General features: G+C 64.9%; 11 protein-coding genes. 5 read left to right on the top strand and 6 right to left on the bottom strand.

From position 1 onward, the window contains the following. Nucleotides 1–111 precede the first annotated feature (111 nt). The 3 genes from P9228_RS02235 to yihA all read left to right on the top strand — a co-directional run bounded on the left by P9228_RS02235 (nucleotide 112) and on the right by yihA (nucleotide 1,829). Nucleotides 112–426, top strand: a complete 315-nt coding sequence (locus P9228_RS02235; protein WP_095825578.1) for a hypothetical protein — start codon at nucleotides 112–114, stop codon at nucleotides 424–426. Nucleotides 427–522: 96 nt separating this feature from the next. Next, nucleotides 523–1,161, top strand: coding sequence for a CatB-related O-acetyltransferase (locus tag P9228_RS02230; protein ID WP_278052871.1), 639 nt, complete (start codon nucleotides 523–525; stop codon nucleotides 1,159–1,161). Between the two features lie 32 nt (nucleotides 1,162–1,193). Beyond that, entirely contained in the window at nucleotides 1,194–1,829 is a 636-nt protein-coding gene (yihA, locus tag P9228_RS02225) for a ribosome biogenesis GTP-binding protein YihA/YsxC (RefSeq protein WP_278052870.1), read from the top strand. A 268-nt stretch (nucleotides 1,830–2,097) separates the two neighbouring features. On the opposite strand, the gene P9228_RS02220 is transcribed toward yihA, so the two are convergent. Both P9228_RS02220 and P9228_RS02215 read right to left on the bottom strand, forming a co-directional pair. Further along, nucleotides 2,098–4,551, bottom strand: a complete 2,454-nt coding sequence (locus tag P9228_RS02220; RefSeq protein ID WP_278052123.1) for a DNA translocase FtsK — start codon at nucleotides 4,549–4,551, stop codon at nucleotides 2,098–2,100. A gap of 216 nt (nucleotides 4,552–4,767) precedes the next feature. Next, the gene (locus P9228_RS02215) at nucleotides 4,768–5,466 is read right to left on the bottom strand and encodes a TetR/AcrR family transcriptional regulator (protein ID WP_278052122.1); all 699 of its coding nucleotides are present in this window, start codon (nucleotides 5,464–5,466) and stop codon (nucleotides 4,768–4,770) included. Between the two features lie 135 nt (nucleotides 5,467–5,601). On the opposite strand from P9228_RS02215, the gene P9228_RS02210 reads away from it, so the two are divergent. After that, entirely contained in the window at nucleotides 5,602–6,786 is a 1,185-nt protein-coding gene (locus P9228_RS02210; protein ID WP_278052121.1) for an HlyD family secretion protein, read from the top strand. Nucleotides 6,787–6,902: 116 nt separating this feature from the next. Beyond that, nucleotides 6,903–8,507, top strand: coding sequence for a DHA2 family efflux MFS transporter permease subunit (locus P9228_RS02205; RefSeq protein ID WP_067003293.1), 1,605 nt, complete (start codon nucleotides 6,903–6,905; stop codon nucleotides 8,505–8,507). 93 nt (nucleotides 8,508–8,600) lie between these two features. On the opposite strand, the gene msrB is transcribed toward P9228_RS02205, so the two are convergent. The 4 genes from msrB to P9228_RS02185 form a co-directional block, all read right to left on the bottom strand. Continuing rightward, nucleotides 8,601–9,104 (bottom strand): peptide-methionine (R)-S-oxide reductase MsrB, encoded by a 504-nt coding sequence (gene msrB, locus P9228_RS02200; protein WP_067323811.1) that lies wholly within the window; start codon nucleotides 9,102–9,104, stop codon nucleotides 8,601–8,603. Between the two features lie 195 nt (nucleotides 9,105–9,299). Next, on the bottom strand, nucleotides 9,300–9,857 hold the full coding sequence (locus tag P9228_RS02195) for a fasciclin domain-containing protein (protein WP_278052120.1): 558 nt from the start codon (nucleotides 9,855–9,857) through the stop codon (nucleotides 9,300–9,302). A 207-nt stretch (nucleotides 9,858–10,064) separates the two neighbouring features. Next, entirely contained in the window at nucleotides 10,065–10,787 is a 723-nt protein-coding gene (locus P9228_RS02190) for an anti-sigma factor (protein ID WP_278052869.1), read from the bottom strand. Further along, nucleotides 10,784–11,323: a sigma-70 family RNA polymerase sigma factor gene (locus P9228_RS02185; protein ID WP_067003014.1), complete on the bottom strand. Its 540-nt coding sequence runs from the start codon at nucleotides 11,321–11,323 to the stop codon at nucleotides 10,784–10,786. Before P9228_RS02185 ends, P9228_RS02190 begins: the two co-directional genes overlap by 4 nt. Between the last annotated feature and the right edge of the window lie 86 nt (nucleotides 11,324–11,409).

Raw genomic sequence — 11,409 nt, 5'->3', positions numbered from 1 at the left:
GCACATAATCCTGCTGGACGCGGTGTGCAAGACCGGCTAAGCCGCCTGGAGCAAATGTCGCGCCGACGTGGCGCAACTGAAGGCCGGCAGAGGCACGCACGAAAAATGAAGATGAACCGGCTCAGGATCGCGACCGTGGCTGCCCTCCTGACATGCGCGTTTCCGGCCGCCGCCAAGGAAGCGGTGAGCTGCGGCGGCGCGGCAATGCTCGGCGGCGCGCAGCTCAACTGCAGCCACGTGCAACCCAAGGCTCCGCCGCAGTTCTGCACCTATAGCTGGGCCCTGCACACCTCGGCCGGCGACCAGAAAGTCGTCGACGGCAGTTTCACGCTGCCGCCCGGCGCCTCCAACGTCCAGGTCTATCAGGGCAGCGGTTTCGACAGCGCGCTTTCCAACCCGATCGTGATCTGTCGCGGCAGCCGCTGAGCGCGGGTTGGTGCTGCAGCCTGATCACGGTAGTTTGATCGGGAGACAGCGTCGCCAGGGCGCCGCCTCGTGACTGCCAACTACGGACTGACCGCGATGACCGGACCCAACCCCAACATCAAGCATCCCATTGCGATGCATCCGCGCGTCGGCTTCCTGAAGCCGCTGGTCAATGCGCCGAACATCGAGATCGGCGACTTCACCTATTACGACGATCCCGACGGCCCGGACGAATTCGCCGAGAGGTGCGTGCTGCACCACTATCCCTTCATCGGCGACAGGCTGATCATCGGCAAGTTCTGCGCCATCGCCGAGGGTGCCCGCTTCATCATGAACGGCGCCAATCACGCCATGTCCGGCTTCTCCACCTATCCGTTCAACATTTTTGGCCATGGCTGGGAGGAAGGTTTTGACCCCGAGACCTGGTCGAAAGAGATCCGCGGCGACACGATCGTCGGCAATGACGTGTGGATCGGCATGGATGCGGTGATCATGCCGGGCGTCGAGATCGGCCATGGCGCGATCGTCGCAGCGAAATCGGTTGTCACGCACGACGTGCCGCCCTATGCGATCGTCGCCGGCAATGCGGCCAAGGTGGTGAAGATGCGCTTCGACGAGTTCACGGTGCGACGGCTTTTGAAAGCGGCCTGGTGGAACTGGCCGGTCGACAAGGTCAGCCGCAACCTCAACGCCATTCGTGGCGCCGACATTTCTAAGCTGGAGGCCGCCGTTTGAACGCGCCGGATAAAACCAAGAGCGAAACTGCCATAAGTCCGGAGCTGTTCACCCGCGCGTGGATCTTCATCCGCGGCGTGCCGTCGATGAAATTCCTGCCGCCGGAAGGGCCGCCGGAGATCGCCTTTGCCGGCCGCTCCAATGTCGGCAAGTCGTCGCTGATCAACGCGCTGGTCGGCCAGAAGGGGCTGGCGCGCACCTCCAACACGCCGGGACGTACGCAGGAGCTGAACTATTTCGTGCCGGACGGCTTCTCCGGCGAAGGCGCCGACCTGCCGCCGATGGCGCTGGTCGACATGCCGGGCTACGGCTACGCCAGCGCGCCGAAGGACAAGGTCGATGCCTGGACGAAGCTGATCTTCGAATATCTGCAGGGCCGCGTCACGCTGAAGCGCGTCTATGTGCTGATCGACGCCCGGCACGGCATCAAGGCCAAGGACGAGGAGGTGCTGTCGCTGCTCGACAAGGCGGCGGTGTCCTACCAGATCGTGCTGACCAAGACCGACAAGATCAAGGCGGCCGGCGTGCCGAAGCTGATCGAGGAGACGCTTGCCAAGATCAAGAAACGGCCAGCGGCGTTCCCGGCGGTGCTCGCGACTTCGTCGGAAAAGGCCTCAGGGCTCGACGATCTGCGCGCGGCAATCGCCTTGGTGGCGAACGGCGGCTGAAGCATTTTCGCCTTGGAGCAAGGCAGCCGCGCATGGTGCTGCCCCTCACCCAGCCTCCGCTTCGCCCCGGCTGACCTTTCCCCGAGGGGAGAGGAGATTGCCGGCGCTGGCGCTAGTCTTTTCTCCCTCAACGGGAGAAGTGTAGCCGCGAAGCGGCCCGGATGAGTGGGCTGGCGCCGTATGTGCGGATTGCCCCTGCCCAGATCGAACAAGGAAGGGCAGGACCAGCCGTGATCGGCCGAGCTGACTGCGCCTCCCGACGCCCCGCTCAATCCGTCTCGTCGCGCTCCAGCGCATGGTCGCGCCGGCCGGCAAGGATCTCGCGCTTACCGACATGGTTGGGCGCGCCGACCAGGCCTTCCTTCTCCATGCGTTCGACCAGCGAGGCGGCGCGGTTATAGCCGATGCCGAGGCGGCGCTGGATGTAGGAGGTCGAGCATTTCTTGTCGCGCTTGACCACTTTGATCGCCTCCTCATAAAGGGCGTCGCCATCCTCGGCGTCGATCGAGCCCTTGTCGAAGACTGGACCCGTGTCGGCCGGATCTTCTTCCTCTTCCTCGCCGGCGGTGACCGTATCGAGATATTCCGGGCGGCCTTGCGCCTTCAAATGCGCCACGACGTGCTCGACCTCGAGATCGGAGACGAAAGGACCGTGCACGCGCACGATGCGCCCGCCGCCGGCCATGTGCAGCATGTCGCCCTGGCCGAGCAGCTGCTCGGCGCCCTGCTCGCCAAGGATGGTGCGGCTGTCGATCTTGGACGTCACCTGGAAGGAGATACGGGTGGGGAAATTGGCCTTGATGGTGCCGGTGATGACGTCGACCGACGGGCGCTGTGTGGCCATGATCAAATGGATGCCGGCGGCGCGCGCCATCTGCGCCAGCCGCTGGATGGCGCCTTCGATCTCCTTGCCGGCCACCATCATCAGGTCGGCCATCTCGTCGACGATGACGACGATGTAGGGCATCGGCGCGAGGTCGATCTCCTGCTCCTCGAACAGCGGCTCGCCCGTGCCCTTCTCGAAGCCGACTTGCACCTGCATCACCACGACCTCACCCTTGTCGCGGGCGGCCGCGGCGCGCTGGTTGTAGCCGTCGATGTTGCGCACGCCGAGGCGCGCCATCTTGCGGTAACGCTCCTCCATCTCGCGGACCGCCCATTTGAGCGCGGTGACCGCTTTCTTGGAATCGGTGACGACCGGCGTGAGCAGATGCGGGATGCCGTCATAGACGGACAATTCGAGCATCTTGGGATCGACCATGATGAGGCGGCACTCCGCCGGCTTCATCCGGTAGAGCAGCGATAGGATCATGGTGTTGATGGCGACCGACTTGCCCGAGCCGGTGGTGCCGGCGACCAGCAGATGCGGCATCTTGGCGAGGTCGGCGATGACCGGCTCGCCGCCGATGGTCTTGCCCAGCCCCAGCGCCAACTTGCACGATGTGTTGCGGAAGCCGGCCGATTCGATCAGCTCGCGGAAATAGACCGTCTCGCGCGTTTCGTTGGGCAGCTCGATGCCGATGACATTGCGGCCCGGCACCACGGCGACGCGCGCCGAGATGGCCGACATGGAGCGGGCGATGTCGTCGGCCAGGCCGATGACGCGGCTGGACTTCACGCCCGGCGCCGGCTCGAACTCGTAGAGCGTGACGACCGGACCCGGCCGGACATGGATGATTTCGCCCTTGACGCCGAAATCCTCCAGCACGCTTTCGAGCAGGTCCGCGTTCTGTTCCATCCGCTCCTGCGACATGTAGAAGCCCTGGCTTTCCGGCGGCATCTGCAGCAATTCCTCGGACGGAAGCTCGTAGCCGGCCGAAGCGGGCTGCGGCGCGACCTTGCCGGCGACGGGCAGGGGCGGCGCGGGTCTGGCGGCTTTGGCGCTCTTTGCGATGGGACGCGGCGCGACGGACTCAGGCGCGGGCGCGCGCGATTCGATTTCCCCAGGAGCGGACCGGAGAGCGGGCAGATCGACCGGCGCCGTCAGCGGGGCCAGACTTGCGGCCGGCCCGTGCGAGCGCCATTCGATGACGCGGTAGAACGAGGTCGCCTCGCCGATCGCGGCGGGGCGGAACGGGCTCGGTTGCGCCGCAGGACTCATCCGCGCGGGAGCCGCGGGCGTCTGCAAAGGATCGTTCAGCCGTGCCCGCGCCAGGCGCTCGGCGAGCAAGGGCAGGCTGAACTCGAAAAACGCATCGTCGGAAAGATAGGACCAACGAAATTTCGGCGGCTGCGGCTTTTGTGCCGGAGTGGCTACGGCCCGTGGCGGCGGCGCGGCGCTGGCCTGCTGCGGCTTGACGATGGCCTGCGGCGGCTTGGCCGGGGCGGTGGCGGCCGCGCCGGGGACTGCCCGGCCCGGATTGGTCGGCTGGGGCGCCAGCGGCGCCGGACGAATGGGAAGCCCGCGGGAAGCCACCGCCTTGGCCGGCGCTTCATCAACTGGCTCCGGTGCGGGCCGTTTGTCGGAATCCGGCGTGCGAGTGAAGCGCACATTGGGCGCGAGGAAGAAATATTGCTGCCAGGCCTGGCCGCCGAACTCGTCGCCGCCAGCCGAATCGGCGGCGTTCGATTCGCCGTCAGCGGCGGCTCGCAGCGTGACGACCTGCCCTGTTTGCCGCTGCGGCGGCACGGCAGCGCCATGGTGCCGCGCGTCTTCCGAGCTGCTGTCGTCGTTGTCGCCGTAAGCGGAAGCACCGGAAGGATTGGCACGGGTAAAACGCATGGATGTCACACTCGAGATTCGTCGAACAAACGTGTCCCGAGACATAGGAACCGATGGTTAACAAGCTCTTCCGGAAGGGTCCGGGAAAAGTGCCGGTCGACGGCTCGAGTTGGGCTGGAAGAAGGAGGTGACCGGTGGCATCGAAGTCGGCTGCCGCGGCGCCGTAGCGTCGTCAAAGCGCCTCGCGTTCCTTCGCAATCGCTGCGCGCCGCAGGTTCACGCCGAGAGCGACGCCTGCTCCTCGGCCGCGAGCTTCTCGGTGCCGTAGGCCTTCAGAAAGACGTTCACGCCGGAGCGAACGACATGCTCGATCTCGGCCTGGCTCGGCGCCTTGGTGCGGTAGGAAAAAATGCACTGGCGGAAGAGGCCGGCGAGGCAGAGCTCGGTGAACTGATAGGCGGCGAGATCGACATCGTCGATCTTCAGCAGGCCGCGTTCGACGGCTTCGTTGAGGAAGATCATCACCTTGTCGTGGCCACGCTTGGGACCGCGCTCGTAGAAGCGGGCGCCAAGCTCGGGAATCCTGTCGCAAGCGCCGACCACGGTGCGCTGCGCCTGGATGACCTTGGCCGAGGTGATCTTGGCGGAGAGCACCATGCCGAACTTCACCAGCGTCTTGCGCAGGTCGTCGAAATGGTCGAGCACCTCATACATATTCTTGAAGATGGTGCCACGCTCTTCCTCGATGAGAGCCTCGAACAGCTCTTCCTTGTTGGCGAAATAGACGTAGATCGTGCCCTTGGAGACGCCGGCCTCGCGCGTGATGTCGTTCATCGACGCGGCTTCGAAGCCCTTGTCGATGAAGACGCGGCGCGCGCCTTCGATGATCTGGGCCCGTTTGATCGGATCCTGCCCGGCCGCGGGACGGCCTTTGCGCAGGTCGAGCAGATCGCTATCGGCTGTCGTTTCGACCATCGGAGTCAAACCTCACGAAATATTTCGAACCAACCGGTTCGATTTGCTCTTGATATGGGCCTCTTTCCGCGCTATGTCAATCACCAATTCGAACCGAACGGTTCAGTCTGACTGACTTGTCCCAGAGAGATTATCATGTCCTCGAACGCGCCCGCTACCGCCGAAGTCCGCAATTTCCCCAACGCCAAGGTCCAGCCGTCGACCGAAGCTCCGGAAGCGCCTGTACTGCCCGCTCCTCCCGCGCCTGCCGAAGCGCCGGCCAAGAAGAAGCGCTCTGTCCGCTCGCTGTTGCTGCCGATCATCGGGCTGGGCCTCCTCGGCGCCGGCTCCTGGTACGGCTACGATTACTGGACCGACGGCCGGTTCATGATCTCCACCGACGACGCCTATGTCCAGGCCGACATGTCGTTCGTGTCGCCGAAAATCTCCGGCTATGTGGACAAGGTGCTGGTGAGCGAGAACCAGAGGGTCAAGGCCGGCGATCCGCTGTTCGTCATCGATGACGGCGACTACAAAATCGCGGTCGGCCAGGCGGAGGCGCAGATCGCCACGCTGGCGAAGACGCTCGACCGCATCGATGCGCAAACCAAGGCGGCGCAGGCCTCGCTGGCGCAAGCACAGGCGCAGAAGATCGCCGACCAGGCGGCGGCCGACAATGCGGCACGCGCACAGGCCCGCGCGGCGCAGCTGCTCAAGACGCATGTCGGCACGCAGGCACAACTCGACGACGCCCAGACGGCGCTCGACCAGGCCAAGGCAGCCCTCGCCGGCGCCGACGCGCAGACCACCGCCGCGCAGGCCAATATCGGCGTGCTCGAAGCCCAGCGTGCGGAATCCGCCAGCACGCTCGCCTTGCTGCAGCTCACCCGCGACAAGGCGCAGCGTGACCTTTCCTTCACCGTGCTCAAGGCGCCCTATGACGGCGTCGTCGGCAACCGCTCGGTCGAACAGGGCGACCTCGTCACGCCCGGCCAGAAGCTCGCCGTCGTCGTGCCGATGGACAAGCTCTACATCGTCGGCAACTTCAAGGAGACGCAGCTTGGCCGGCTGGTGCCTGGCGAGAAGGTCCGCATCACGGTCGATGCCATCGACGGCCAGACCTTCGAGGGCACGGTTTCGTCGCTGGCGCCGGCTTCGGGCGCGGTGTTCTCGCTGCTACCGCCGGAAAACGCCACCGGCAACTTCACCAAGGTCGTGCAGCGCGTGCCGGTCCGCATCGACGTGCCGGCCGACGTGCTGAAGACCGGCAAGCTGCGCGCCGGCCTGAGCGTCATCGTCGCCGCCGACAGCCGCACCGCGCCGGCCGCGACGACCAACTGAGCAGTTTGGGGGGCGGCCCGGTGGCCAATTGAGCGCCGAGCCGCCCAGCCTGTTTTGACGCAGTTCCGGGCGGAAAACGCCGCGCACTTTTGGAGCTGCCGCAGGGAGGCCATGAGATGGCAACCGCAACCATTACCGCAGGAGCAGCGCCGGCACGTCCGGCAGCCGCCGCCCCCGCCGACCACATGCCGGCGCGCCGCGTCATCGCCTTCCTGGCGATGGTGTTCGGCATGTTCATGGCGATCCTCGATATCCAGATCGTCTCGGCATCGCTGGCCGAGATCCAGGCCGGCCTCAGCGCCAGCTCCGACGAGATCCCGTGGGTTCAGACCGCCTATCTGATCGCGGAAGTGGTGATGATCCCGCTGTCGGGCTTCCTCAGCCGCATGCTGTCGACCCGCGTGCTGTTCACGACCGCGGCCGCCGGCTTCACAGCAGCAAGCGCGCTGGCCGCGACCGCCACCAACATCGACCAGATGATCGTCTACCGCGCCATCCAGGGCTTTATCGGCGGCGGCATGATTCCGAGCGTGTTCGCTGCCGCCTTCACCATCTTCCCGCCGTCGCGCCGCGCCGTCGTCTCGCCGATGATCGGCCTCGTGGCGACGCTGGCGCCGACCATCGGCCCGACGGTCGGCGGCTATATCAGCCATGCCATGTCCTGGCACTGGCTGTTCCTGATCAATGTCGTGCCGGGCATACTGGTGGCGACGGCTGCCTGGTCGCTGATCGATTTCGACAAGCCGAACCTCAAGCTGTTTTCCAAGTTCGACTGGTGGGGCCTGATCGGCATGGCCGCCTTCCTCGGCTGCATGGAATACGTGCTGGAGGAAGGCCCGAACCATGACTGGCTGCAGGAGCCGGCCGTCTTTGCCTGCGCCATCATCATGACCATAGGCGGTCTCATCTTCTTCTGGCGCGTCTTCACCGCCGAGGAGCCGATCGTCGATCTGCGGGCCTTCAACAATGTCAATTTCGCCTTCGGCTCGCTGTTCTCCTTCGTGGTCGGCATCGGCCTTTACGGGTTGACCTACCTCTATCCGGTGTTCCTCGGCCGGATCCGCGGTTACGATTCGATGATGATCGGCGAGGCGCTGTTTGTCAGCGGCCTGGCGATGTTCTTCACCGCGCCCGTTGCCGGCATCCTGTCGAACAAGATCGATCTCAGGCTGATGATGATGGTCGGCTTCATCGGCTTCGCCACCGGCACATGGTGGATGACGCATCTCACCGCCGACTGGGATTTTTATGAGCTCTTGATCCCGCAGATCCTGCGCGGCTGCTCGATGATGCTGTGCATGGTGCCGATCAACAACATCGCGCTCGGCACGCTGCCGCCGGAGCGGCTGAAGAATGCGTCGGGCCTGTTCAACCTGACCCGCAATCTCGGCGGTGCCGTCGGCCTGGCAGTCATCAACACGGTGCTGATCGACCGCAATGCCTTCCACTATGCAAGGCTTTCGGAGCATGTGCAGTGGGGCAGCGAGGCCGCGCAGACCAAGCTGCAGAACATGACGCTGACCTTCCAGCAAAACGCCGGCCTCGACGCCACGACCGCCGCCATTTCAAAGCTGTCCGGCATGGTGCAGCAGCAGGCGGCGCTGCTGTCGTTCATGGATGTGTTCATGATGCTGACCGTGCTGTTCGCCTCGCTCGGATTTTTCGTGCTGTTCATCAACAAGCCGGCGCAGCAAGGCGGCGGTGGCGGCGGAGGCCATTGAGGAGCCGGAACCCCCGCCTGGCGTCCTCAACGCGTGACCCCGGAAATCGTCGCCGATTTCCGGGGTCATTTCTTTGGACAGATCGCAGTCCGCTCAGGCCGCGGCGGGCTTGAAGGTCAGCGCCACGCCGTTGATGCAGTGGCGCAGGCCGGTGGGCGGCGGGCCGTCGTCGAAGACATGGCCAAGATGACCGCCGCAACGGCGGCAATGCACCTCGGTGCGCGTCATGCCGAGCGAACGGTCTTCGGTCTTGCCGATGGCATTGGGTATCTCCTGCCAGAAGCTCGGCCATCCGGTGCCGGAATCGAACTTCGTTTCCGACGGATAGACCGGCAGGTCGCATCCGGCGCAGGCGAAGATGCCCTTGCGGTGTTCGTTGAGCAGCGGGCTGGTGCCCGGATATTCGGTGCCCTCCCTGCGCAGCACGTCGAAGGCGGCATCCGAAAGGATGGCGCGCCATTCGGCGTCGGTCTTGGTGATCTCGAAGGTCTCGGCGGCCAGAGCCGGCTTCGCGCCGCCCATGTGCAACGCCGCTCCGGCTCCGATTGTGAGGGCAGTGGCGGCGGCACCGCTCCAGAGAAAGTCGCGACGGTTCATGGCCTTTCCTCCTGACGTGATCTTACAAACTAGGACGCCACCGGAAAAGCAAAAGCCGGTGACGGTTCGCGCGCCACCCCGCGTCGACCCAAGCCCTGGCGATGCGGAGCGGCGCTTGACGGCAGCACGGATCGTGGGAGGGAGATCGTGCGGCCGGCGCGGACATACGCCACTTCGCCGGCCGCACGCGCTTTGTTACATCTTCGGCAGAAGAACCTTGTCGATGACGTGGATGACGCCGTTCGACTGGCGCACGTCGGCGATCGTGACATGGGCGACGTTGCCGTTCTCGTCGGTCGCCGTGACCTTGCCCTTTTCCGACTTCAGCGTCAGGGCGCAGCCGCCGACGGTCTTGACCTCATGCGCACCGCCATCGGCCTTGGCCATCTTGGCGACGTCGGCGGCCAGCGCCTTGGCGGCAATGACATGGCAGGTGAGGATCTTGGTCAGCTTGTCCTTGTTCTCGGGCTTGAGCAGCGTCTCGACGGTGCCGGCCGGAAGTGCAGCGAAGGCCTCGTTGGTCGGGGCAAAGACGGTGAAAGGACCGGGGGTCTGCAGCGTGTCGACCAAGCCGGCGGCCTTGACGGCGGCGAGCAGCGTGGTGTGGTCCTTCGAATTGACGGCATTCTCGATGATGTTCTTCTTGGCATACATCGGGGCGCCGCCGACCATCGGATTGGCGGCATAGGCAACGGCGCCAAGCGCGGAAAGGCCGATTGCAGAGGCAAGCAGAAGGGTGGCGAGTTTGCGCATTGTATAAGTCTCCTCGGGTTGTTTTCCCCATCCTCGGGAACGCGAGGAGATACGAGGCGTCAAAAACTTAGTTTCGCGAACTTCGAAGATTTTTTATTCGCCGGCCCGGATGCAAACGTACCGCGTCTAAGCGCACGAAAGCGCTGCTGCCGACACATGTCGGGTGGATAGACTTCGGCTAGTCTCCAATTCTTTTCCGAAATGTCGTCAGATGCCCTTCAGATCGCCGGCGGCGACGACGGGGCCGGTCGGCTGGCTGGTCGGCGAACCGCCGGCCGGCTCGAGACTGACGGCGAGCACGGCGCCTTGCGCCAGCTTCTCCTGCACGGCCGGCGTGACGGCCATGCGCGCGGTCTGGCCGGCCGGGATGACGCCCATCGAGACCGGCGCAGTCTTGCCCTCGATCATCCACAGCTCGAAATCCTTGCCGGCGCCGCGTTCGCCGGAAACATGCGAGAGGCCGACCTCCTGGCGCGCAGCGTCATAGACAGCGAGGTATTTGACGTTGCTGTTGTCGGCGGCGAGCGAGGCGACCAGCCTGGTTTCGGGCTGCGGCAACGGCGGATTGACGAGAGGCAGGGCGATAAAGACGGCCAAAGCGGCAAGCGCGGCCGCGGCAAGCCCGCGCCAGAAGGCGAGGCTCCCCAGCAGGCCGGTGCTGGGCGCGGCGGGGGTGGTCACTGATGAGGCAAACAGCCGCCGGTCGATCGCCGCCTTGACCGAAGCCGGCGCCTCGACCGCAGCGTAGGCGGCTGCCATCGGCGCGAAATGGGCTTCCCAGGCATCGACCAGGCGGGCAAAACCCGCCTCGGTATCGATGCGGCGGGAGGCGATCTGGCGTTCGTCGGCTGCCAGAACGCCGAGAACGTATTCGGCGGCGAGCAGGTCGTCGCCTCCGCGTTCCGGTCCGTTGTCTTCCGCCAGCGTCATCTTTCCAGGCATTCTCTCAGTTTGAGCAAGCTTCGCCGCAGCCAAGTCCGCATCGTGTTCAGCGGGACCTTGTGGCGCTCCGCCAGCTCGGCATAGCTTTCGCCGTTGAGATAGGCGCCCCGGACCGCCGCCGCCCGGTCTTTCTCCAATTCGTCGAGGCAATGGTAGATGCGGTCGGTCTCGCCGCCCGCGACAGCCATGGCCTCAGGCCCCGGCGCCGGATCGGCGACCTCGAGCGCTGCATCGATATTGGCGGAAGGACCGCGCCGGGCCCTGATGCGGTCGATCGCATGATTGCGCGCAATGGCCACCAGCCAGGAAATCGGGCTGAGATCGGAAACCGCGAAACGATCGGCCTTGGTCCAGATCTTGACGAAGACCTCCTGCAGCGCTTCTTCCGCCTCACTCTTGTCCCTCAGTACACGAAGGCAGACGCCGAAAAGTTTCCCGCTGGTCTGCTTGTAGAGCAGATCGAACGCAGCCCGGTCCTTCATCGAAGTCCGGACGATCAGCTTGCTGATGTCCTGAGGCCCCATGCAGGCAAATTAGAAGATTGCGATCTATTTGCAACGGCACCGGCGGTGTTGTCCACCCAAGGCTGCCGCATCGCCAGTACGTGAAG

This window comes from Mesorhizobium sp. WSM4898 (genome assembly GCF_029625845.1).
Classification (GTDB): domain Bacteria; phylum Pseudomonadota; class Alphaproteobacteria; order Rhizobiales; family Rhizobiaceae; genus Mesorhizobium.
Note: the sequence above shows the minus strand (reverse complement) of the source record. Positions and strands in the feature narration are given on the sequence as shown.

Bases quoted from the DNA above. Each gene is read 5' to 3' on its own strand.
- P9228_RS02235 (WP_095825578.1), top strand. From the start codon at position 112: ATGAACCGGCTCAGGATCGCGACCGTGGCTGCCCTCCTGACATGCGCG.
- P9228_RS02230 (WP_278052871.1), top strand. From the start codon at position 523: ATGACCGGACCCAACCCCAACATCAAGCATCCCATTGCGATGCATCCG.
- P9228_RS02220 (WP_278052123.1), bottom strand. From the start codon at position 4,551: ATGCGTTTTACCCGTGCCAATCCTTCCGGTGCTTCCGCTTACGGCGAC.
- P9228_RS02215 (WP_278052122.1), bottom strand. From the start codon at position 5,466: ATGGTCGAAACGACAGCCGATAGCGATCTGCTCGACCTGCGCAAAGGC.
- P9228_RS02210 (WP_278052121.1), top strand. From the start codon at position 5,602: ATGTCCTCGAACGCGCCCGCTACCGCCGAAGTCCGCAATTTCCCCAAC.
- P9228_RS02205 (WP_067003293.1), top strand. From the start codon at position 6,903: ATGGCAACCGCAACCATTACCGCAGGAGCAGCGCCGGCACGTCCGGCA.
- msrB (WP_067323811.1), bottom strand. From the start codon at position 9,104: ATGAACCGTCGCGACTTTCTCTGGAGCGGTGCCGCCGCCACTGCCCTC.
- P9228_RS02195 (WP_278052120.1), bottom strand. From the start codon at position 9,857: ATGCGCAAACTCGCCACCCTTCTGCTTGCCTCTGCAATCGGCCTTTCC.
- P9228_RS02190 (WP_278052869.1), bottom strand. From the start codon at position 10,787: ATGACGCTGGCGGAAGACAACGGACCGGAACGCGGAGGCGACGACCTG.
- P9228_RS02185 (WP_067003014.1), bottom strand. From the start codon at position 11,323: ATGGGGCCTCAGGACATCAGCAAGCTGATCGTCCGGACTTCGATGAAG.